Source organism: Streptomyces sp. NPDC048650, from assembly GCF_043199095.1.
In the GTDB taxonomy this organism is placed as follows: domain Bacteria; phylum Actinomycetota; class Actinomycetes; order Streptomycetales; family Streptomycetaceae; genus Streptomyces.
In genome coordinates, this window is record NZ_JBICVM010000007.1 from 140,599 (window position 1) to 161,127 (window position 20,529).

Genomic DNA, 20,529 nt, shown 5'->3' on the forward strand with positions numbered 1-20,529 from the left:
ATCACACCGCCATGCAGACCCTCCTCGCGGGCGTCGTCGTCCTCCCCCTCCTGGGCGCGCTCGCCGCCCTGCTCCCGGCCCCGCCCGGGCTGCGGGGCAAGAGCCCGGACCAGGCCGTCCTGCGGCACGGCGTGACCGTCACCGGTGTCGTGCTCGCCGCCGCCGTCGCCCTGGCCGCCGGCTTCGACCACGGCCATCCGGCCCGTATGCAGGCCACCACCGACATCAGCTGGATCCCGGCGCTGGACATCCGTGTCCACCTCGGCGTCGACGGCATCTCGCTCCCCCTGGTCGTCCTGACCGCGCTGCTGACCTTCCTCTGCGCGCTCTACAGCTACTTCAAGATGCCGACGGGCCCGTCCCCCAAGGCGTTTGTGGCCCTGCTGCTCATGCTGGAGGCCGGCACCCTCGCCAGCTTCGCCGTCCTCGACCTGGTGCTGTTCTTCCTCGCCTTCGAGACGGTCCTCATCCCGATGTACTTCCTCATCGCCCGCTGGGGCGGGGCGGGGAAGCAGGCGGCGGCCTGGAAGTTCATCCTCTACACGCTGCTCGGCTCGGTCGTGATGCTGCTCGGCCTCCTCCTCATCGGCGTGAAGTCCGGCACGTTCGACATGGTGGCACTGGCCACTGACAACGGCCCGAAAGCCCAGCTCAGCCACACGGTTCAGCTGCTCGCGGTACTCGCCGTCGGCATCGGACTGGCCGTCAAGGCCCCCATGTGGCCGCTGCACAGCTGGCTTCCGGACGCGCACACCGCCGCCCCCACCGTCGGCTCCGTGCTGTTGGCCGGTGTGTTGCTGAAGATGGGCACGTACGGGTTCGTCCGCATCGCGCTGCCGATCGCGCCCGAGGGCATGCACACCTTCGCGCCCTACCTCGCCGCGTTCGCCGCCGTCGGCATCATCTACGGCTCCCTCGCCTGCCTGGCCCTGGTCCGCAAGGGCGCCAAGGGCGACCTCAAGCGCCTGATCGCCTACAGCTCCGTCGGCCACATGGGCTTCGTCCTGCTCGGCATCGCCAGCATGACCCCCACCGGCGTCAACGGCGCGCTCTTCGCCAACATCGCCCACGGCCTGATCACCGGCCTGCTGTTCTTCCTGGTCGGCGCCCTCAAGGACCGCTACGGCAGCACCGACCTCGACACCCTCGCGGGCAGCACCGGCGCCGCCCTGTACGGCAGGGCCCCGCGCTTCGGCGGACTGCTCGCGTTCGCCGCCGTCGCCTCCCTGGGCATCCCGGGACTGGCCGGTTTCTGGGGCGAGATGCTCGCGATGTTCGGCGCCTTCCGGCCCGCCGCCGGCCTCAGCCGCCCCGCCTTTCTGACGTTCATGGTCCTGGCCGGCCTCGGCACCCTGCTGACCGCCGCCTATCTGCTGCTCGTCGTCCGCCGTGTCTGCATGGGCGGCACCGTCGTGTCCGAGCCGGCCCCCGTGGGAGTCGGCTCGTCCGCACCGGCGGCGGAGCCCGCCCCGGAGCTCGTCGTCCCCGACGTCGCGCGGCACGAATACGCGGCCTGGACCCCCCTCGCCGTCCTCACCGTCCTCGCCGGACTGTGGCCCGCGGCTCTCCTCGGCCTCACGAACCCGGCCGTCCAGCAGCTCCTCGGAGGCGGTAAGTGATGAGCCCGGTCACCTCTCTGGTCCAGTCCGTCGACTGGCTCGCCATCGCGCCGCCGACCATCGCCGCGGCCGTCGCCCTGGTGGTGGTCGTCGCCGACCTCTTCCTGCCCGCCGCCAGGAAGCCGCTGCTCGGCTGGGTGGCGACCGCCGGCCTCGCCCTGGCCGCGCTCTCGCTGCTGCCGCTGGTGAACGGCGACCGCAGCACCTTCTGCCTCACCGGCCACCCCGCGGTGTGCAGCTACGTGGCCGACCCGTTCGCCCTCGTCGTCCAGTTCCTGGTGCTGGCCGGGGCGCTGCTGACCGCCCTGCTGTCCATCGACACCATCAAGGACCACGACCTGCCCGCCGGCGAGTACTGGTTCCTGCTGCTCTCCTCGGCCGCCGGCGCCGCCCTGCTGCCCGCCTCCAGGGACCTCGCCACCCTCGTCATCGCCCTCGAAGTCGCCTCGCTGCCCGCCTTCGCCCTCGTGGGCCTGCGGCGCGGCGACCGGCTCTCCTCCGAGGCGGCGCTCAAGTTCTTCCTGTCCTCGGTGGCCGCCACCGCCGTCATGCTGCTCGGTGTGAGCTTCCTGTACGCCGCCACCGGCAGCCTGCACCTGTCCCGGGTGGCGCACGCCCTCACCGACCTGCCCGACCCCCGGCTGGCGACCCTCGCCACCGCCGGTGCCGCACTCACCCTCGTCGGCTTCGCCTTCAAGACCGCGGCCGCACCGTTCCACTTCTGGGTGCCCGACACCTACGTCGGCGCCCCGCTGCCCATCGCCGCGTACCTCTCCGTGATCGGCAAGGCCGTCGGCTTCTCCGGCCTGATCCTCGTCACGGTCCAGGGCTTCCCCTCGTACGCGAACGTCTGGGGACCGGCGCTGGCCGTCCTGGCCGCGCTCACCATGACCGTGGGCAATGTCGCCGCCCTCCGCCAGGACCCGCGCCGTGCGCACAGCGCCGTACGCCTGCTCGCGTGGTCGTCGGTCGGCCAGGCCGGCTACCTCCTGGTCCCCATCGCGGCGGCCGGCTACGCCGACGACCCGGCGCACGCCATCGGCTCCACCGTCGCCTACGCCCTGATGTACGGCGCGGTGAACCTCGGCGCCTTCGCCATCGCCGCCCTGGTGGCACGCACGCACCCCGCCAACCGCATCACCGACTACCGCGGCCTGTACGCCCGGCGGCCTCTGGCGGCGCTCGCCCTCGGCTTCTTCCTGCTCTGCCTCGCGGGCCTGCCGCCGGGCATCATCGGCCTCTTCGCCAAGGTGACGGTGTTCTCGGCGGCCGTCGACGCGGGCCTGGCCTGGCTCGCCGTCGTCATGGCCGTCAACGTCGTGATCGCGCTCTACTACTACCTCCAGTGGACCGCGGTCCTCTTCCGGGGCGCCGAGGCCACCGACGGCACCGGCGCCGCGGACCGGGCCGCGCCCCGCGCCAAGGTCCCGGCCGCCCTCACCACCGCCATCACCCTCGCCACGGCCCTGGGCATCGCCCTCTCCGGCGCCCCGCAGCTCGTCCTGCGCTTCGCCTCCGGGACGCTCCTGTAGCCGGACGGGGAGCGGGTCGGGGGCCCTGGACGGCCCCATGCCACCCGTATGGCCGCCGCCCCCTCCGGGCGCTGTCCGGTCCACCGCCCGGCGCCTCCGCGCGCACCGGGGAACCAGCCCTCCTCATCTCGCGTTGACCAGTGAGTAAGGGTCCACTGGAGAGTGGAGAAACGCAGCACAGGGTTCCCCTGCCGCACCGCTTGGAGGGCGTACCGTGCACCGCCGGCACAACGGGCTCAGGACCGCCGTACTCCTCGGGGGACTGTCCGCACTCATCATCGTCATCGGCAGCCTGTTCGGCCGTACGGGCCTGGTCATCGCCGTGCTCATCGCGCTGGGCACCAACGCCTACGCGTACTGGAACAGCGACAAGCTCGCCCTCAAGGCCATGCGCGCCCGCCCGGTCAGCGAATTCGAGGCCCCGCAGCTCTACCGCATGGTCCGTGAGCTGTCCACGGCGGCCCGCCGGCCCATGCCGCGCCTGTATCTCTCCCCGACCCAGGCACCCAACGCCTTCGCCACCGGCCGAAATCCGCGCAACGCCGCCGTCTGCTGCACCGACGGCATCCTCCAGCTCCTCGACGAGCGCGAACTGCGCGGCGTCATCGGCCACGAACTCAGCCATGTCTACAACCGCGACATCCTCATCTCGTCCGTCGCGGGCGCGCTCGCCTCGGTCGTGATGTTCCTCGTCAACTTCGCCTGGCTGATCCCGATAGGCAGAAGCGACGACGACGAGGGCCCCGGCCTCCTGGGCATGCTGCTGGTCATGATCCTCGGCCCGGTCGCGGCCTCGCTGATCCAGCTCGCCGTCAGCCGCTCCCGTGAGTACCAGGCGGACGCCTCCGGCGCCCAGCTCACCGGCGACCCGCTGGCCCTCGCCTCCGCCCTGCGTAAGCTGGAAGCGGGCACGCAGCAGCTGCCGCTCCCGCCCGAGCCGCGGATCGAGACCGCCAGTCACATGATGATCGCCAACCCGTTCCGGGCGGGCGAGGGCCTCTCCAAGCTCTTCTCCACCCACCCCCCGATGCGCGAACGCATCACCCGACTGGAAGAGATGGCAGGACACCGGCCCTGACGGGTGCCGATACTCGCAACGTTCCGGCACGTTCCGTGCGTCCAACAGGGCAGACACATTCTCAAGCGCACGTCGCGTGCCGTGGAAGGCTGCCGATCATGAAGCTCATCCTCAACGTCATCTGGCTCGTCCTGAGTGGATTCTGGCTGGCCATCGGCTATGTCATCGCGGGCATCGTCTGCTGCATCCTGATCATCACGATCCCGTTCGGCATCGCCTCCTTCCGCATCGCGGGCTACGCCCTGTGGCCCTTCGGCCGCACCACCGTCGAACGCCACGACGCCGGCGCCGGCTCGGCCCTCGCCAACGTCATCTGGATCGTCTTCGCCGGCTGGTGGCTGGCCCTGGGCCACATCGTCACCGGCATCGCCCAGTGCGTGACGATCATCGGGATCCCGCTGGGCATCGCCAACTTCAAGATGATCCCGATCTCGCTGCTCCCCCTGGGCCGCGAGATCGTCCCCACCGACGAGCTCTTCACCGCCCGCTGACCGGCCCGCCGGCCCTCACACCCGGACGAGCCCCCGAGGCTCCACGAACCGCTTGAACCCCAGCGGCTCCACGCCCTCCAGACCCGCGATGAAGCCCATCACGGGCCCGTCGTTCCGCAGGTTGGCGTCGATCTGGCGCTGGTGGGCAGCGGCATCCGTCCACTCGCTGTAGTTGACGACCCGGTGCCCGTCCGCGCTGAGGTGGAAGTGCGAGCCGAAAGCGCCCTCGCCGCCCTGGCGGCCGTCGAACATGTCCATCAGGCCGTCGACGAGCCGCCGGGCCGCCTCGTGCCCCGACGTCCCGAAGGCGACCCGTACGACGCAGCCCGGCGTCCCCGGCACCCCCTCGGGCAGCAGGCTGCGGTACAGCCGGAAGCGGCCGGGCCCGGGGTTGCCGACACCCCCGCCCCCCTCCAGGACGGCCGCGATCCGCTCCCGCAGCCCGGTGCCCTCGGTCCGTACGAACTCCCGGTGTGCCGCGTCGCTCGTCCACTGCGCGTAGTTGAGGACGCTGCTGCCGTCCGTCCCGGTGAACAGCACCCGGGAGAGAAGGCCCGCCGGCAGCGGGGTCCGGGCCCAGGCGCCGGCCACGCCCTCCACGACGGCCCGCCGGCCCTCGGGGCTGCCCGCGTCCCACTCGCTGATCAGTACGGCGCCGGCGTCCGGGCGCCGGATCTCCGGAAAGGTGTCGGTCAGAAACGCCTGCGGTGCGCTGCGCTGAGTGGTCATGGGCCCACCGTGCAACCTCGACCAGGATCGAGGTCAAGGTCCGCCCGCCGGCCCCGGGAACACCGGTGGGGCGGCACGCCGAAACGCGCCGCCCCATCCATGGACACCCGAAAGCCGGATTCCTACCGGTAGTTCACGAACTGAATGGCGAAGTCCAGGTCCTTCCCCTTCAGCAGCTGCTGCACCGTCTGCAGGTCGTCCCGGCTCTTCGAGCTGACCCGCAGTTCATCGCCCTGCACCTGCGCCTTGACGCCCTTCGGGCCCTCATCGCGGATGATCTTGGCGACCTTCTTGGCGTTGTCCTGAGAGATCCCCTCCTCGATCGAGGCGGAGATCTTGTGCTCCTTGCCCGAGGCCTGCGGCTCGCCGGCGTCCAGCGCCTTCAGCGAGATCCCGCGCTTGACCAGCTTGGACTGGAAGATGTCGAGTACGGCCTTCACGCGCTCCTCGGCGTTGGCCCGCATCTCGATCTTCTCGCCCGACCACTCGATCGAAGCGCCCACGCCCTTGAAGTCGTAGCGCTGCGAGATCTCCTTGGCGGCCTGGTTGAGGGCGTTGTCGACCTCCTGCCGCTCGACCTTCGAGACGATGTCGAAACTGGAGTCGGCCATGTTGAGTTGGCTCCTCGTACGTAGATGTGTCAGGGGTCACGGACCGTCCCCGGACCGCCCGCCAAGCCTAGCCACCCGGCCAAGATCCAGCGCTGTGGAATCGAGTGGCGGACCACCCCCAGCCATCGGGTATGGTTTACGTCGTTGCCACAGAGCACCGCACTACAGCGGATCTCCCGGCAGCAAACCCTGGCGGTGTGCCCGAGCGGCCAAAGGGAGCAGACTGTAAATCTGCCGGCTTCGCCTTCCCAGGTTCGAATCCTGGCGCCGCCACAGGTGTGAAGAGGTCCGTGACCAGCGTAGATGCTGGTCACGGGCCTCTTTTTCGTTTCCGGTCCCGGAGATCCCGCTGTAGGCGGTGTATCCCCGTCCGGCTCACCCTGTTTCGCGTGCTGACCAGGGTGCTGACCAGGGTGTGGGGCAGACGTGGGGACAGGGGTCGGGCGGGATCGGGACCACGCAGACCGCCTTCCGCAACGATGCTTCAGGCCGCGCCTGTTGTGGGACTCGCGGCACAGCGCAGCCGGCGGCAGTCAAGAGCAGAGGGCGCGACGGTGTGGGAGGTGGGCAGCGGCCCACTCAAGGTGACTCGCCGGTGCGGTGGTCGTTGACCGGATCATGCAGAAGACCACCACCGCCGCCCTGACGCTCCTGCTGGCCTTCGTCCCGGCAGCCGGTGCCCTGGCGGACGACGCATCGCCACGTGCCCGGTGTTCCACCGACAAGCTCATGCCCTACCCGGGTCACGCCGACAAGTTCATCCAGTGCTCGAACGGTGTCCCCTACGTGATGCCGTGTCCGGAGGGCCTGGAATTCAACTACCCCGAGCAGGTCTGCGACTGGCCCAGCCCCGCCGTCCCTCCTCACCGGGGCTGAACAGCGTCCTTGTGGGGCCCTGTGCGGCACGGGAACAGCCGACGGGGGGAAAGCCCAGCTCAGGTGCCCCTCGCTGGAGGGTCTGCAAATCTGCCGGCGTCGCCTTCCCGGGTTCGAATCCCGGCGCCGCCACAGGAAGTGAACGGCTCCCGACCCGCGTGCAGCGGATCGGGAGCCGTTTTCGTTGCCGCGCGAGCCCACCGAACCGCGCCGCGGGCTGCCGGACAGTGCGTCCGACGGCGCCCGGCCCACGACCGGCGCCCGCGGGGCCGCCACAGGGCGTACGGGCCCGCTCCGGGAGGGGGAGTGGCCCGGGGCCAAGGGCCGGCCCGGGCCCCCTCCACGGGCCGCTCACCGGCGCCGACGGCCCCGCAGCCGGTCGTGCGCTCCGCCTCTGCGGAAAGCCGCGACGGCCGTCACGGCTGCGGAGACCGCGAGGGCCGGGAAGGCCGGGAGGGCAGGGAAGGCCCCGGAGGCGGGCGCCCTGCGACGCCCCCCGGTGCGCTCCGGGGTGCCCGCAGCGCGCCGGAGCCCCGACGCTCCCTCCCGCCCTCAGTGCGCCGCCACGTTGCGCACCGCATCCGCCACCGGGACGTCGCCCGAGATCAGTTCCAACGTCCGTCCGGAGGTGGCCGGTTCGAGGAGCAGTTCCGCCAGGACGGCCGCCACGTCGTCGCGGGGCACGTCGGCGCGGCCGGTCGCGTCGGCCAGTGTCGCCAGGCCCGTACCGGGGTCGTTCGTCAGCCGGCCCGGCCGCAGGATCGTCCAGTCGAGGCCGGCGCGGGACCGTACGTCCTCGTCCGCGGCGCCCTTGGCCCGCAGATACGCCGCGAAGACCGGGTCCGTGCCCTCCGGCGGCTCACGGTCCGCGCCCATCGAGGAGACGACGAGGAACCGCCGCACGCCCGACGCCTCGGCCGCGTCCGCGAAGAGCACCAAGGCGCCGTGGTCCACGGTCTCCTTGCGCGCCACGCCGCTGCCCGGCCCCGCGCCCGCCGCGAAGACCGCCGCGTCGGCCCCCTCCATGTGCCGGACGACGTCCTCCACCGACGCCGACTCCAGGTCGCAGACCACCGGTTCGGCCCCTGCGGCCAACACGTCGCCGGCCTGCTCCGGCCGGCGGATGATCCCCGCGACCTCGTCCCCGCGCCCGGCGAGCAACCGCTCCAGCCGTAGCGCGATCTGACCATGTCCACCTGCGATGACAATGCGCATGATCCCGACCGTACGCCGATGTCCTCCGGCACACGGCGGGACCCGCGACGGCACCTGAGTGCTTCAGCGCTGGGACTGCCGCGGCAGCTCCAGCGCCACCTCCACCGCCGAGTCGCAGTACTCGCGCACCGCGCTGGTACGGGCGACCACCCGGCCCCGGTGCACCACGACCCGGCTGTACGCGAGCGAGAGCACCCCGGCGATCCGCTCACCCCGTACGGCCAGCAGTTCCGCGGGGAAGCCCGCCTCGACCCGCACCTCCGGCAGGCCCAGTGTCGCCCGCGCGGACGCGCTCACCGTCTCGTACGCCGCCTCCGGGGTGGCCTCCCCGAGGGACGCCAGCAGATACGCGGCCTCCAGAGGGTCGCCGCGCCCCACCGGATTCGCCACGTCCCGCAGCGCCCCACTGCCCGCCGCGACCCGCACCCCGGCGGCGCGCAGCAGCCGTACGGGGGCCGGCCGGGCCACCCGCGAGCCATGGCGTTCCAGGCCGGTGCAGTCACCCTGCGGCAGGCAGACGACGGCCACATCGGCGGCGGCGAGCTGTTCGGCGACCCGGGCCGCCACGCTGCGCGGCATCCGGGCCATCCCGGCGCACGGCCCGAGGGCGACGCCGGGCCGCAGCCCGCCGGCCATCGCCGCGAAGCGGGACAGCCGCGCGGGATCGTCACCGTCCGTGTGCAGATCGACCGGGCAGCCGTGCTCGCCCGCCACGTCCAGGACCGTCTCGACGTAGCCGGCCGGATCGGGGTCGAGGTCCGGGCAGCCCCCGATGACCGAGGCGCCCATCTTGACGGCGTCCCGCAGCATCGCCAGCCCGTCCGCGCCGGCCACCCCGGTCAGCACGCGCGGCACCGCGACCGCCGCCAGGTCCGCCAGCCCGCGCAGCGACCGGCGGGCCTGCAGCACCGCCTGAAGCGAGCGCAGGCCCTGCACATCGCCGATCCGGACATGGCTGCGGGACGCGGTGGCGCCGTGCCCGAGCTGCAGCAGCGCGGCCTCCGTCGTGCGCCGTTGGACGTCCTCGGGGGAGTCGGAGGCGGGGCCGTCGCCGTCCGCGGTCAGTGCGGTGTCGCAGTGCGCGTGCGGTTCGGCGGGGGCCGGGAGCAGCAGATACCCCGCGAGGTCCACGCGGGAGCCCTGCGGGGCGAGACTGCCGGCCGTCCCCACGGCCTCGATGCGTCCGCCGCCGAGCCGCACGTCCACCGTCCGGCCGTCGGCCAGCCGAGCGCCGCACAGGACCAGCGCGCCGTTGTCCGGCTCGGAGGACCGGCCGTCGCTCGGCTTTCTCCGCTTCCCCGGCTGAGGCTGCTGCGGTGAACTGCTGTCGGACATCGCGCTCCTCGAAGGCACGGGCGTGCAAGATCACGCAGCGGTGATCCGAGCGTAGGGGGCCGCCGGGAGAGCGTCGCGCAGGCGCGAAATAGTCGTACCGGTGTGGTGCGGGGGACGGTTGGTGCGGGGCCCGGTTACGGATTTCACCTTTGGCTGCGGGCCGTGTAATGTCTTCATCGCTCGCCCCAATAGCTCAGTCGGCAGAGCGTCTCCATGGTAAGGAGAAGGTCTACGGTTCGATTCCGTATTGGGGCTCTGATGTGTGAGATACCCGCCTTCGGGTGGGTGTCCCTCGCATCGCAGCGGTGTAGCTCAGTCGGTAGAGCAAGCGGCTCATAATCGCTGTGTCACCGGTTCAAGTCCGGTCACCGCTACTGACAGTAGCCGATTGTGGGGTCGGTCCTCCGATCGGCTACTCTTTTATGCGTTCATCCGTTCATCCGTCCGTCAAGGAGCACTCACGTGGCTGCCACAGACGTCCGCCCGAAGATCACGCTGGCCTGCGTGGAGTGCAAGGAGCGGAACTACATCACCAAGAAGAACCGGCGTAATGACCCGGACCGTCTTGAGATGAAGAAGCACTGCCCCCGTTGCAACTCGCACACCGCGCACCGCGAGACGCGATAACTCCAGGCTCAACCGTGAGGCCGCCCCCATTCGTGGGGGCGGCCTCACGGCGTTCATCACCGCATCAGTACTGGGAGGTTGCGAGCCCATGGCGCTCGATCCGTCTTTCGTCGGACGCACATACCCGCCCACCGACCCGTACGAGGTCGGCCGGGAAAAGATCCGAGAATTCGCCGAGGCGATCGGTGACACCAATCCCGCATACGTGGACACCGAAGCCGCCAAGGCGCTCGGACACCTCGATGTGATCGCGCCGCCGACGTTTGTGTTCGCCATCACGTTCAAGGCGGCGGGGCAGGTCGTCGAGGACCCGCAACTCGGTCTGGACTACAGCCGCGTGGTGCACGGCGACCAGAAGTTCGCCTACACCCGGCCGGTGCGCAGCGGTGACCGACTGTCCGTCACCTCGACCATCGAGGCCATCAAGACCATGGCGGGCAACGACATCATCGACATCCGCGGCGAGGTGCACGACGACGCGGGCGAACATGTGGTGACCGCTTTCACCAAGCTGGTGGCCCGCGCCGCGCAGGAGGCCTGACATGACCGCCAAGATTTCCTACGACGAGGTCGAGGTCGGCACGGAACTCCCGGCCCGGTCCTTTCCTGTGAGCCGCGCCACACTCGTGCGGTACGCGGGTGCCTCCGGCGACTTCAACCCGATCCACTGGAACGAGAAGTTCGCCAAGGAGGTCGGACTGCCGGACGTCATCGCACACGGCATGTTCACCATGGCCGAGGCGATCCGGGTGGTCACCGACTGGGCCGGCGACCCGGGCGCGGTCGCTGAGTACGGCGTGCGCTTCACCAAGCCCGTCATCGTCCCCAACGACGACACCGGCGCACTGATAGAGGTCAGCGCCAAGGTGGCCGCCAAGCTGGACGACGACGCCCGCACGGTGCGCGTCGACCTCACCGCGACGAGCGCCGGCAAGAAGGTGCTGGGCATGTCCCGCGCCGTGATCCGCCTGGCCTGAGCGGCAACGATCACGTACGGGGGCGGGCCGGGATTTCCGGCCCGCCCCCGTACCCTTGGGCGCGTGCAGGAACTCCATGACGCCCCCCTCGCCCCGCTGACCACCTTCCGCCTCGGCGGACCGGCGGCCCGCCTCGTGACGGCCACCACCGACGACGAGGTGATCGCGGCCGTCCGCGCCGCCGACGACGCCGGCACCCCGCTGCTGATCATCGGTGGCGGCAGCAACCTCGTCATCGGCGACAAGGGCTTCGACGGCACGGCCCTGCGCATCGCCACCGGCGGCTTCGCGCTGGACGGCACGGCGCTGGAGCTGGCCGCCGGCGAGAACTGGTCCGACGCGGTCGCCCGCACGGTCGAGGCGGGGCTGGCCGGCATCGAGTGCCTGGCCGGCATCCCCGGCTCGGCGGGCGCCACCCCGATCCAGAACGTCGGGGCGTACGGCCAGGAGGTCTCCACCACCATCACCGAGGTCGTCGCCTACGACCGCCGGACCGGCGAGACCGTCACCCTCCCGAACGACGAGTGCGGCTTCTCCTACCGCCACAGCCGCTTCAAGCAGCACCCCGACCGCTTCGTGGTCCTACGGGTGCGGTTCGCGCTGGAGGACGCCGGTGGCCTCTCCGCGCCCCTGAAGTACCCGGAGACGGCCCGCGTCCTCGGCGTCGAGGCCGGCGACCGGGTCCCGGCCGCCGCCGCCCGGGAGACCGTGCTGGCGCTGCGCGCGGGCAAGGGCATGGTGCTGGACACCGAGGACCACGACACCTGGTCGGCCGGCTCCTTCTTCACCAACCCGATCCTCACCGAGGCCGAGCACGCCGCCTTCCTGGAGCGCGTCCGCGACCGCCTCGGCCCCGATGTCGCCCCGCCCGCCTTCCGGGCCGGCGACGGCCTGGTGAAGACCTCCGCCGCCTGGCTCATCGACCGGGCCGGCTTCACCAAGGGATACGGCGACGGCCCGGCCCGTATCTCCACCAAGCACACCCTCGCCCTCACCAACCGCGGCGCGGCCACCACCGAGGACCTCCTGGCGCTGGCCCGCGAGGTCCGGGACGGCGTGCGGGCGGCCTTCGGCGTCACCCTCGTCAACGAACCGGTCACCGTCGGCGTCAGCCTCTAGGAGATGTCCGCACAGTCCCGCCCGGTCCGGGCGGACACCCCCTAGGGGCGTCCGTCCGCCCGCTGGCCCGCCAACCAGGCGTCGATGCCCGTCAGCAGTCGCTGCCGCTCCTCCTGCGGAGCCTGCGAGCCGCGGACCGACTGACGGGCCAGCTCCGCCAGTTCGGCGTCCGTGAAGCCGTGCGCGGTGCGCGCGATCTCGTACTGGGCGGCCAACCGCGCGCCGAACAGCAGCGGGTCGTCCGCGCCCAGCGCCATCGGCACCCCCGCGGCGAAGAGCGCCCGCAGCGGAACGTCCTCGGGCTTCTCGTACACGCCCAGCGCCACGTTGGACGCCGGGCACACCTCGCAGGTCACGCCGCGCTCGGCCAGCCGCCGCAGCAGCACGGGGTCCTCCGCCGCCCGTACGCCGTGCCCGACCCGGCCGGCGTGCAGATCGTCCAGGCAGTCGCGCACGCTCGCCGGCCCCGAGAGCTCGCCCCCGTGCGGCGCCGCCAGCAGGCCGCCCTCCCGGGCGATGGCGAAGGCCCGGTCGAAGTCCCGGGCGAAACCGCGGCGTTCGTCGTTGGACAGTCCGAAGCCGACGACGCCCTGATCGGCGTAGCGCACCGCGAGCCGGGCCAGCGTACGGGCGTCCAGGGGGTGCTTCATACGGTTCGCCGCCACCAGGACGCGGATGCCCAGGCCGGTGTCGGCTGAGGCGCGCCGCACCGCGTCCAGGATGACCTCCAGCGCCGGGATCAGTCCGCCCAGCCGAGGCGCGTACGACGTCGGGTCGACCTGGATCTCCAGCCACCCCGAGCCGTCCCGGACGTCCTCCTCGGCGGCCTCCCGCACCAGCCGCTGGATGTCCTCCGGGGAGCGCAGACACGACCGGGCGATGTCGTACAGCCGCTGGAAGCGGAACCAGCCGCGCTCGTCCGTGGCGCGCAGCCGGGGCGGCTCGCCGCTCCGGAGCGCCTCCGGCAGATGGACGCCGTATTTGTCGGCGAGCTCCAGCAGGGTCGTGGCCCGCATCGAACCGGTGAAGTGCAGGTGAAGGTGGGCCTTCGGCAATTGACGCAGATCACGAACGCTCTCCATCCGCAGATCTTGCCGTATCCGGACGCCACGCCGGTAGGCCCCGCCCCGAACGGAGGGTCTGCCGAAAGCCGGTGCGTACGAAAAAACGGCTGCGGGAGGCGGAACGTGTTCCGCCTCCCGCAGCCGGGGCACCTACCGTTGCCGCTGGGTGCGCGGGCTCACTTCGCCTCGGCGAGCAGCTTCTGCACCCGGGACACGCCCTCGACCAGGTCCTCGTCGCCCAGCGCGTACGAAAGACGCAGGTAGCCGGGGGTGCCGAAGGCCTCGCCCGGGACGACCGCGACCTCGGCCTGCTCCAGGATCAGCTCGGCCAGCTCGACGCTGGTCTGCGGGCGCTTGCCGCGGATCTCCTTGCCCAGGAGGTCCTTCACCGACGGGTAGGCGTAGAACGCGCCCTCCGGCTCGGGGCAGAGCACACCGTCGATCTCGTTGAGCATCTGCACGATCTTGCGGCGGCGCCGGTCGAAGGCCACCTTCATCTCCTCGACGGCCGCCAGGTCACCGGTGACCGCCGCGATCGCCGCTGCCTGGGCGACGTTGGAGACGTTGGAGGTGGCGTGCGACTGAAGGTTCGCGGCGGCCTTGATGACGTCCTTGGGGCCGATCGCCCAGCCCACCCGCCAGCCGGTCATCGCGTATGTCTTGGCCACACCGTTGACGACGATGCACTTGTCGCGCAGCTCGGGTACGACCACCGGCAGCGAGGAGAACTCCGCGTCGCCGTAGACCAGGTGCTCGTAGATCTCGTCGGTCAGGACCCACAGGCCGTGCTCGGCGGCCCAGCGGCCGACGGCCTCGACCTGCTCGCGGGTGTAGACCGCGCCGGTCGGGTTCGACGGCGAGACGAAGACCAGGACCTTGGTGTTCTCCGTACGGGCGGCCTCCAGCTGCTCCACGGTCACGCGGTAGCCGGTCGTCTCGTCCGCGACCACGGGGACCGGCAGGCCGCCCGCGAGCTGGATCGATTCGGGGTAGGTCGTCCAGTAGGGCGCCGGGACGATGACCTCGTCACCCGGGTCGACGATGGCGGCGAACGCCTCGTAGATGGCCTGCTTGCCGCCGTTGGTGACCAGGACGTTGGCCGCCTCGATCTCGTAGCCCGAGTCGCGGCGGGTCTTCTCGACGATCGCGGACTTGAGCTCGGGCAGCCCGCCGGCCGGCGTGTAGCGGTGGAACTTCGGGTTGCGGCAAGCCTCGACGGCCGCCTCGACGATGTAGTCGGGCGTGGGGAAGTCGGGCTCACCGGCGCCGAAGCCGATCACCGGGCGCCCGGCGGCCTTGAGGGCCTTGGCCTTGGCGTCGACGGCGAGGGTGGCGGACTCGGAGATCGCACCGATGCGGGCGGAGACCCGGCGCTCGGTGGGGGACGATGTCGAAGGAGTGGCAGCGCTCATGAAGGCATCGTCCCAGACCGCCGAGGAGCCCGGCACACGGGTTTGCGGGCACCACCCGAGAGGTCCCTGTTCGACGACCGGCCCCGAAGCACGTACACTCGCTGACCGTTGGCTCTCAACGGGTCGCCGCGACCCACGCACATAGTGCAGTCGGTCGTATGCGGTAGGTTGGGAAAACCACAAAGGGTCGTAGCTCAATTGGTAGAGCACTGGTCTCCAAAACCAGCGGTTGGGGGTTCAAGTCCCTCCGGCCCTGCTACACGCACTTCTCACCAAGAGTGCGTGCACGCGTACGTATGAAATGCACCGCCGTGCGGCTCAACCGGGCGCGGCACGGCCACGACCCGGATTCAGGTGAGGACGAGTGACGGACGCCCTGGGCTCCATCGACATGCCTGAGCGCGGTCGTTCCGAGGACGAGACCGCGGAATCCCAGAAGAAGCCCCGTCGTGGTGGCAAGCGCGGCAAGAAGGGGCCTTTCGCGCGTCTCGCGCTCTTCTACCGCCAGGTCGTGGCGGAGCTCCGCAAGGTCGTGTGGCCTTCGCGCAGCCAGCTGTCCACGTACACCAGTGTGGTGATCGTCTTCGTGGTCATCATCATTGGTCTCGTAACCGTGATTGACTTGGGAATCAACAAAGTCGTCGGGTACGTCTTCGGCTGATCCCGCGGGGGGGTACCTCAGCGGGCGGCCCTTCGCACGTTCAACCCCTTGAAGCAAGGAAGAAGCAGCCACGTGTCTGACCCGAACCTGAACGACGCCGCCAAGCCCGTCGCGGCTGCAGAGGCCGAGGTTGACGAGGCCGTCTCGGCCGAGGTCGAGGGCGATGACACCGCTCTGGAGATCGTCGAGAACGCCGACGGTGCCGACGAGATCGACGCCGAGGAAGCTGCTGCCGGCGAGCCCGCCGAAGAGGCCGCGGTGCACATCGAAGAGGACGCCGAAGCCGTCGCAGAGGTGGCCGAGGACGAGCTCGAGGAGGAGCAGGAGCCGGTCGACCCGGTGGCCGCTCTCCGTGACGAGCTGCGTGGCCTCCCTGGTGAGTGGTACGTCATCCACACCTACGCGGGCTACGAGAACCGCGTGAAGACCAACCTCGAACAGCGTGCCGTCTCGCTGAACGTCGAGGACTTCATCTTCCAGGCCGAGGTGCCGCAGGAAGAGGTCGCCCAGATCAAGAACGGCGAGCGCAAGACCATCCGCCAGAACAAGCTCCCCGGCTATGTGCTGGTGCGGATGGACCTCACGAACGAGTCCTGGGGCGTCGTCCGCAACACCCCGGGCGTCACCGGCTTCGTCGGCAACGCCTACGACCCGTACCCGCTGACGCTGGACGAGATCGTCAAGATGCTCGCCCCGGAGGCCGAGGAGAAGGCCGCCAAGGAAGCCGCGGCGGCCGAGGGCCGACCGGCTCCGTCCCGCAAGGTCGAGGTCCAGGTGCTCGACTTCGAGGTGGGCGACGCGGTCACCGTCACCGACGGTCCGTTCGCGACGCTGCAGGCGACGATCAACGAGATCAACGCCGACTCGAAGAAGGTCAAGGGCCTGGTCGAGATCTTCGGCCGCGAGACCCCGGTCGAGCTCAGCTTCGACCAGATCCAGAAGAACTAGGTTCTTCCGGAACACCAGCCGTACCGAGCAGGTCAGACGGGCTTCGCGGCCTGTCTGACCTGCTCGGTTTTTGGCCGCGCGACCATACCCGTTATCGTTGTGCGGTATGCCTCCATCCGGATGACCGGATTGCGGGGCGAAACAACTCTCACTAGGACCCGGAGAGAGCATGCCTCCCAAGAAGAAGAAGGTCACGGGGCTTATCAAGCTCCAGATCAGCGCCGGCGCCGCCAACCCGGCTCCGCCGGTCGGCCCCGCGCTGGGCCAGCACGGCGTCAACATCATGGAGTTCTGCAAGGCCTACAACGCCGCGACCGAGTCGCAGCGTGGCATGGTCGTGCCGGTGGAGATCACGGTCTACGAAGACCGCTCCTTCACCTTCATCACCAAGACCCCGCCGGCCGCGAAGCTCATCCTGAAGGCCGCGGGCGTGGAGAAGGGCTCCGGCGAGCCGCACAAGACCAAGGTCGCCAAGATCACCGAGGCGCAGGTCCGCGAGATCGCCACCACCAAGATGCCCGACCTGAACGCCAACGACCTGGACGCCGCGTCGAAGATCATCGCCGGCACCGCCCGTTCCATGGGCATCACGGTCGAGGGCTGAACCTCAGCCCTCAGGCAACCCGTGGCAGGACCAGGCGCTGGTCCGCACCACGACTCCACCCCTTTGCATCAGGAGCAGAAGTGAAGCGCAGCAAGACTCTTCGCAACGCGGACGCGAAGATCGACCGGGAGCGTCAGTACGCCCCGCTCGAGGCCGTCCGTCTCGCCAAGGACACCTCGTCCGCCAAGTTCGACTCGACCGTCGAGGTCGCCATGCGTCTGGGTGTCGACCCGCGCAAGGCCGACCAGATGGTCCGTGGCACCGTGAACCTCCCGCACGGCACCGGTAAGACCGCCCGGGTCCTGGTCTTCGCGACCGGTGACCGTGCTGCGGCCGCGGAAGCCGCCGGCGCCGACATCGTCGGCTCGGACGAACTGATCGACGAGGTCTCCAAGGGCCGCCTGGACTTCGACGCCGTCGTCGCCACCCCGGACCTGATGGGCAAGGTCGGCCGCCTCGGTCGCGTGCTCGGTCCGCGTGGTCTGATGCCGAACCCGAAGACCGGCACCGTCACCCCCGATGTCGCCAAGGCTGTCACCGACATCAAGGGCGGCAAGATCGAGTTCCGCGTGGACAAGCACGCGAACCTCCACTTCATCATCGGCAAGGTGTCCTTCGACGACGCCAAGCTGGTGGAGAACTACGCCGCGGCGCTCGAGGAGATCAACCGCCTCAAGCCGTCCGCCGCGAAGGGCCGCTACATCAAGAAGGCGACCATCACCACCACGATGGGCCCCGGCATCCCGCTGGACGCCAACCGCACCCGCAACCTCCTCGTCGAGGACGAGGCTGTCTGATCCTCGCCCGGTCCTCGCGGACCGGTCGATCGACGACGCCTCGTAGCGCGTGATCCCTGCCGTCAGGCCCCGCTCCCCGTCAAGGGAAGCGGGGCCTGACGCATGTGCTGCCGGAGTTCTGCACTACAGTCGCCCCCGAGGTCCATAGAGGAGAACTAAGGGGGAGCCTCACGTGCGTAGTACGCGTATCACCGCCATCGCGGCGGGTGTTGTCATCATGGTCGCCGGTCTGAGCGCCTGTAACGACGACGGTGGCAAGGCTGCCGGCAACGGCAGCGGCGGCAGCAGCAGCGGTGGTGGGAGTGACGCGGCAGGACAGAAGCCGGGATCCTCGCAGAACCCGGCCGACGCCCTGAAGGCCGCCCAGACGGCGACCGACGCCAAGAAGTCCGTGCAGATGGACGGCACCACGAAGACCGCCCAGGGCGAGCAGTCCACCAAGGGCGGCCTCGACTGGAGCGACGGCACGCAGATGAGCGTCGAGACGACCATGCCCGGCAGCAAGGGCAAGCCCATGAAGATGCTGTACACCAAGGACGCGGTGTACATGAACATGGGCCTGCCCGGCGGCAAGCCGTGGATGAAGTACTCGTACGACGCCCTGGCGAAGCAGCCGGGTGCCAGCGGCTCCATGCTGAAGGAGCTCCTCGCGACCGCCAGCCCGAGGAACCCCATCGAGTGGATGAGCGCCGCGCAGGACGTCAAGGTGGTCGGCAAGGAGGACGTCCGCGGCGTCCAGGCGACCCACTACAGCGGCACCATCTCGCTGGATGTGCAGGGCAAGAAGCTCAGCCCGGCGGCCCAGGCGGCGATCAAGAAGCAGCTGGAGAAGTCCGGCACGAAGAGCGAGAAGCTCGACATCTGGATCGACTCGAACAACCTGCTGGTCAAGAAGCAGGAGAAGCTCGGCGGTAAGCAGAGCACCGAGTCGACGGCGTACTACGCGAAGTACGGCACCAAGGTCGATGTGACCCCGCCGTCGGCGAGCCAGGTCACCACGCCTCCCGGCGCCTGACGGCTGCGCCACAGGCGATCTGAGGCCGGAGCGGGGGCGTCGAGGATGCCCCCGCTTCGCCGATTTGCCTGAGAGCAGGCCGCTCACGTACCGTACCCAAGAAGCCAAAGACCGCTGGTTGTCTCTGCGCGTTCGATCACGGACGTGTGGCGGCCGAAGGATCCGCTAGCTGCGGACGGCCTGCGCAGGTGTGTATGGATGAACTCCCGGACGGATTCCGCCCGGTCGAGTCACGCCCCGTGCGCCTGCGCCGGGGCGTTTGTTTTGCCCAGCCCCTTCTGCGCGGTCCTCATCACCCGGAAGGAGGCCGAGGCTCATGGCGACGTCCGACAAGATCGCAGCCGTTGCGGAGATCACGGGGAAGCTCCGTGACTCCAACGCAGCTGTTGTGACCTCTTACACCGGACTGACGGTGGCACAGCTCAAGGAGCTGCGCCGTTCTCTCGGCGAGAACGCTCAGTACCGTGTGGTGAAGAACACGCTGACCCAGATCGCGGCCAAGGAGGCCGGGATTCAGCTGGACGAGCACCTCAAGGGCTCGACCGCTGTCGCCTTCGTGACCGGTGACCCGGTCACGGCGGCGAAGGGTCTCCGTGACTTCGCCAAGGAGAACCCCGCTCTCGTCATCAAGGGCGGTGTCCTTGAAGGCAAGGCGCTGTCCGCCGACGAGATCAAGAAGCTTGCGGACCTCGAGTCCCGCGAGGTTCTGCTCGCCAAGCTGGCGGGTGGCATGAAGGCGTCCACGGCCAAGGCCGCGGCGACTTTCCAGGCCCCGCTCACGAAGTTCGTCCGCACCGCGGAGGCGCTTCGCAGCAAGGTCGAGCAGGGCGGTGCCGGTACGCCGGCTCCCGCCGAGGCTGCCGAGTAACCACTCGGAAGCCCAGCGGGCCCGTACGCCCGCCATTCATGTACATCCGGCACCAGCCGAATTAGTGGAAGGACCGCCACCATGGCGAAGCTCAGCCAGGAAGACCTGCTCGCGCAGTTCGAGGGCATGACCCTCATCGAGCTCTCCGAGTTCGTGAAGGCGTTCGAGGACAAGTTCGACGTCGAGGCCGCCGCCCCCGTCGCCGTTGCCGCCGCCGGCGCCCCGGGTGCCCCGGCCGCCGCCGAGGCCGAGGAGCAGGACGAGTTCGACGTCATCCTCACCGGTGCGGGCGACAAGAAGATCCAGGTCATCAAGGTCGTGCGTGAGCTGACCTCCCTGGGCCTGAAGGAGGCCAAGGACCTCGTCGACGGCACCCCCAAGGCCGTCGTCGAGAAGGTCGACAAGGCTGCCGCCGAGAAGGCCGCCGAGGCCCTCAAGGGCGCCGGCGCCTCCGTCGAGGTCAAGTGACCCCACTGAGCCTCTGGCTCACGTCCTGAGCGCCTGACGGCGCCCCTGGGCACTGCGAAGGGCGATCACCCATGCGGGTGGTCGCCCTTCGGCGTGCTCGTCACGGCTGCGTTGTCTCGCGCCTGAGTGCGAGTATGGTGATCTTCGCTGCCCGGACGTGCCCCCATGTGACGATCTCCCAGAGGTGGGGGGCCTTGACGAACCGGACGCGGCGCGCAATTCTCGGGACGCGACGCAGAAGCGATCCAGGGTTCGAGGCATGGATCGCGGACGAAGAGGGAAGCATCGGTGTGCGCCACTGGCGCAAGGGCTTTCGGCAGGCGCAGGGCATTGGGCGAAGAGAAGAACAACGAGGGGCTCCTCCGACGAGGAGGACGCGCCCTCCCGGAGGGAGAAGATCGGTATCACAGCGATGAACCGGTCTCCGGAAACTCGCTCTGGACATCAGTGTGCCAAGTGGCTACACTGACCCTTTGCGCTGCC

At 70.0% G+C, this 20,529-nt stretch carries 22 protein-coding genes and 4 tRNA genes; 20 read left to right on the plus strand and 6 right to left on the minus strand.

Annotation, left to right across the window (positions count from 1 at the left end; genetic code table 11):
* Positions 1 to 11: 11 nt before the first annotated feature.
* The 4 genes from ACGFML_RS21125 (at position 12) to ACGFML_RS21140 (ending at position 4,720) form a co-directional block, all read left to right on the plus strand.
* The gene (locus tag ACGFML_RS21125; protein WP_393546392.1) at positions 12 to 1,619 is read left to right on the plus strand and encodes a NuoM family protein; all 1,608 of its coding nucleotides are present in this window, start codon (positions 12 to 14) and stop codon (positions 1,617 to 1,619) included.
* Positions 1,619 to 3,151, plus strand: a complete 1,533-nt coding sequence (locus tag ACGFML_RS21130; protein ID WP_393545824.1) for an NADH-quinone oxidoreductase subunit N — start codon at positions 1,619 to 1,621, stop codon at positions 3,149 to 3,151. Before ACGFML_RS21125 ends, ACGFML_RS21130 begins: the two co-directional genes overlap by 1 nt.
* Before the next feature lie 214 nt (positions 3,152 to 3,365).
* Complete coding sequence (gene htpX, locus ACGFML_RS21135; RefSeq protein ID WP_393545826.1) at positions 3,366 to 4,229, plus strand: zinc metalloprotease HtpX; 864 nt, start codon at positions 3,366 to 3,368, stop codon at positions 4,227 to 4,229.
* 98 nt (positions 4,230 to 4,327) lie between these two features.
* Positions 4,328 to 4,720, plus strand: a complete 393-nt coding sequence (locus ACGFML_RS21140) for a YccF domain-containing protein (RefSeq protein ID WP_393545828.1) — start codon at positions 4,328 to 4,330, stop codon at positions 4,718 to 4,720.
* 15 nt (positions 4,721 to 4,735) lie between these two features.
* Here ACGFML_RS21140 and ACGFML_RS21145 read toward each other — a convergent pair whose 3' ends face one another.
* Together ACGFML_RS21145 and ACGFML_RS21150 are read right to left on the minus strand one after the other, a co-directional pair.
* Positions 4,736 to 5,449 (minus strand): antibiotic biosynthesis monooxygenase, encoded by a 714-nt coding sequence (locus ACGFML_RS21145; protein ID WP_393545830.1) that lies wholly within the window; start codon positions 5,447 to 5,449, stop codon positions 4,736 to 4,738.
* Between the two features lie 122 nt (positions 5,450 to 5,571).
* Positions 5,572 to 6,060, minus strand: coding sequence for a YajQ family cyclic di-GMP-binding protein (locus tag ACGFML_RS21150; RefSeq protein ID WP_393545832.1), 489 nt, complete (start codon positions 6,058 to 6,060; stop codon positions 5,572 to 5,574).
* A 191-nt stretch (positions 6,061 to 6,251) separates the two neighbouring features.
* On the opposite strand from ACGFML_RS21150, the gene ACGFML_RS21155 reads away from it, so the two are divergent.
* A tRNA-Tyr gene (locus tag ACGFML_RS21155) sits at positions 6,252 to 6,333 on the plus strand.
* 345 nt (positions 6,334 to 6,678) lie between these two features.
* Entirely contained in the window at positions 6,679 to 6,936 is a 258-nt protein-coding gene (locus ACGFML_RS21160; protein WP_393545834.1) for a chitin binding peritrophin-A domain-containing protein, read from the plus strand.
* A gap of 552 nt (positions 6,937 to 7,488) precedes the next feature.
* Here ACGFML_RS21160 and ACGFML_RS21165 read toward each other — a convergent pair.
* The gene (locus ACGFML_RS21165) at positions 7,489 to 8,151 is read right to left on the minus strand and encodes an SDR family oxidoreductase (RefSeq protein WP_393545836.1); all 663 of its coding nucleotides are present in this window, start codon (positions 8,149 to 8,151) and stop codon (positions 7,489 to 7,491) included.
* Positions 8,152 to 8,214: 63 nt separating this feature from the next.
* Entirely contained in the window at positions 8,215 to 9,486 is a 1,272-nt protein-coding gene (locus ACGFML_RS21170; RefSeq protein ID WP_393545838.1) for an amidohydrolase family protein, read from the minus strand.
* A 182-nt stretch (positions 9,487 to 9,668) separates the two neighbouring features.
* Between ACGFML_RS21170 and ACGFML_RS21175 the strand changes: the two genes are divergently transcribed.
* The 6 genes from ACGFML_RS21175 to ACGFML_RS21200 all read left to right on the plus strand — a co-directional run bounded on the left by ACGFML_RS21175 (position 9,669) and on the right by ACGFML_RS21200 (position 12,209).
* Positions 9,669 to 9,741: transfer RNA gene (locus ACGFML_RS21175), tRNA-Thr, on the plus strand.
* 46 nt (positions 9,742 to 9,787) lie between these two features.
* Positions 9,788 to 9,860 (plus strand) — tRNA-Met (locus tag ACGFML_RS21180).
* Positions 9,861 to 9,948: 88 nt separating this feature from the next.
* Complete coding sequence (gene rpmG / locus ACGFML_RS21185) at positions 9,949 to 10,113, plus strand: 50S ribosomal protein L33 (protein ID WP_006604855.1); 165 nt, start codon at positions 9,949 to 9,951, stop codon at positions 10,111 to 10,113.
* An 88-nt stretch (positions 10,114 to 10,201) separates the two neighbouring features.
* Positions 10,202 to 10,654, plus strand: a complete 453-nt coding sequence (locus ACGFML_RS21190) for a MaoC family dehydratase N-terminal domain-containing protein (RefSeq protein ID WP_393545840.1) — start codon at positions 10,202 to 10,204, stop codon at positions 10,652 to 10,654.
* A 1-nt stretch (position 10,655) separates the two neighbouring features.
* A complete protein-coding gene (locus ACGFML_RS21195) occupies positions 10,656 to 11,090 on the plus strand; it encodes a MaoC family dehydratase (protein WP_393545842.1) in 435 nt (144 codons plus the stop codon).
* A gap of 63 nt (positions 11,091 to 11,153) precedes the next feature.
* Complete coding sequence (locus ACGFML_RS21200) at positions 11,154 to 12,209, plus strand: UDP-N-acetylmuramate dehydrogenase (protein ID WP_393545844.1); 1,056 nt, start codon at positions 11,154 to 11,156, stop codon at positions 12,207 to 12,209.
* 41 nt (positions 12,210 to 12,250) lie between these two features.
* Here ACGFML_RS21200 and ACGFML_RS21205 read toward each other — a convergent pair whose 3' ends face one another.
* Together ACGFML_RS21205 and ACGFML_RS21210 are read right to left on the minus strand one after the other, a co-directional pair.
* Entirely contained in the window at positions 12,251 to 13,291 is a 1,041-nt protein-coding gene (locus tag ACGFML_RS21205) for an adenosine deaminase (protein ID WP_393545846.1), read from the minus strand.
* A gap of 158 nt (positions 13,292 to 13,449) precedes the next feature.
* Positions 13,450 to 14,685 (minus strand): pyridoxal phosphate-dependent aminotransferase, encoded by a 1,236-nt coding sequence (locus ACGFML_RS21210; RefSeq protein ID WP_393545848.1) that lies wholly within the window; start codon positions 14,683 to 14,685, stop codon positions 13,450 to 13,452.
* 183 nt (positions 14,686 to 14,868) lie between these two features.
* On the opposite strand from ACGFML_RS21210, the gene ACGFML_RS21215 reads away from it, so the two are divergent.
* From ACGFML_RS21215 to rplL, 8 genes are all read left to right on the plus strand, one after another.
* Positions 14,869 to 14,941: transfer RNA gene (locus ACGFML_RS21215), tRNA-Trp, on the plus strand.
* Between the two features lie 108 nt (positions 14,942 to 15,049).
* Entirely contained in the window at positions 15,050 to 15,346 is a 297-nt protein-coding gene (gene secE, locus ACGFML_RS21220) for a preprotein translocase subunit SecE (protein WP_393545850.1), read from the plus strand.
* Between the two features lie 72 nt (positions 15,347 to 15,418).
* Positions 15,419 to 16,294, plus strand: a complete 876-nt coding sequence (gene nusG / locus ACGFML_RS21225; RefSeq protein ID WP_393545852.1) for a transcription termination/antitermination protein NusG — start codon at positions 15,419 to 15,421, stop codon at positions 16,292 to 16,294.
* Between the two features lie 169 nt (positions 16,295 to 16,463).
* Positions 16,464 to 16,898, plus strand: a complete 435-nt coding sequence (gene rplK / locus ACGFML_RS21230; protein WP_127151674.1) for a 50S ribosomal protein L11 — start codon at positions 16,464 to 16,466, stop codon at positions 16,896 to 16,898.
* Between the two features lie 80 nt (positions 16,899 to 16,978).
* Positions 16,979 to 17,695: a 50S ribosomal protein L1 gene (gene rplA, locus ACGFML_RS21235; RefSeq protein ID WP_393545854.1), complete on the plus strand. Its 717-nt coding sequence runs from the start codon at positions 16,979 to 16,981 to the stop codon at positions 17,693 to 17,695.
* Positions 17,696 to 17,867: 172 nt separating this feature from the next.
* Complete coding sequence (locus ACGFML_RS21240; protein WP_393545856.1) at positions 17,868 to 18,710, plus strand: hypothetical protein; 843 nt, start codon at positions 17,868 to 17,870, stop codon at positions 18,708 to 18,710.
* 316 nt (positions 18,711 to 19,026) lie between these two features.
* Positions 19,027 to 19,578 carry a 50S ribosomal protein L10 gene (rplJ, locus tag ACGFML_RS21245; protein ID WP_393545858.1) on the plus strand — a complete coding sequence of 184 codons (552 nt, stop codon included), beginning with the start codon at positions 19,027 to 19,029 and terminating at the stop codon, positions 19,576 to 19,578.
* Between the two features lie 81 nt (positions 19,579 to 19,659).
* A complete protein-coding gene (gene rplL, locus ACGFML_RS21250) occupies positions 19,660 to 20,046 on the plus strand; it encodes a 50S ribosomal protein L7/L12 (protein WP_393545860.1) in 387 nt (128 codons plus the stop codon).
* The last annotated feature ends 483 nt before the right edge of the window (positions 20,047 to 20,529 follow it).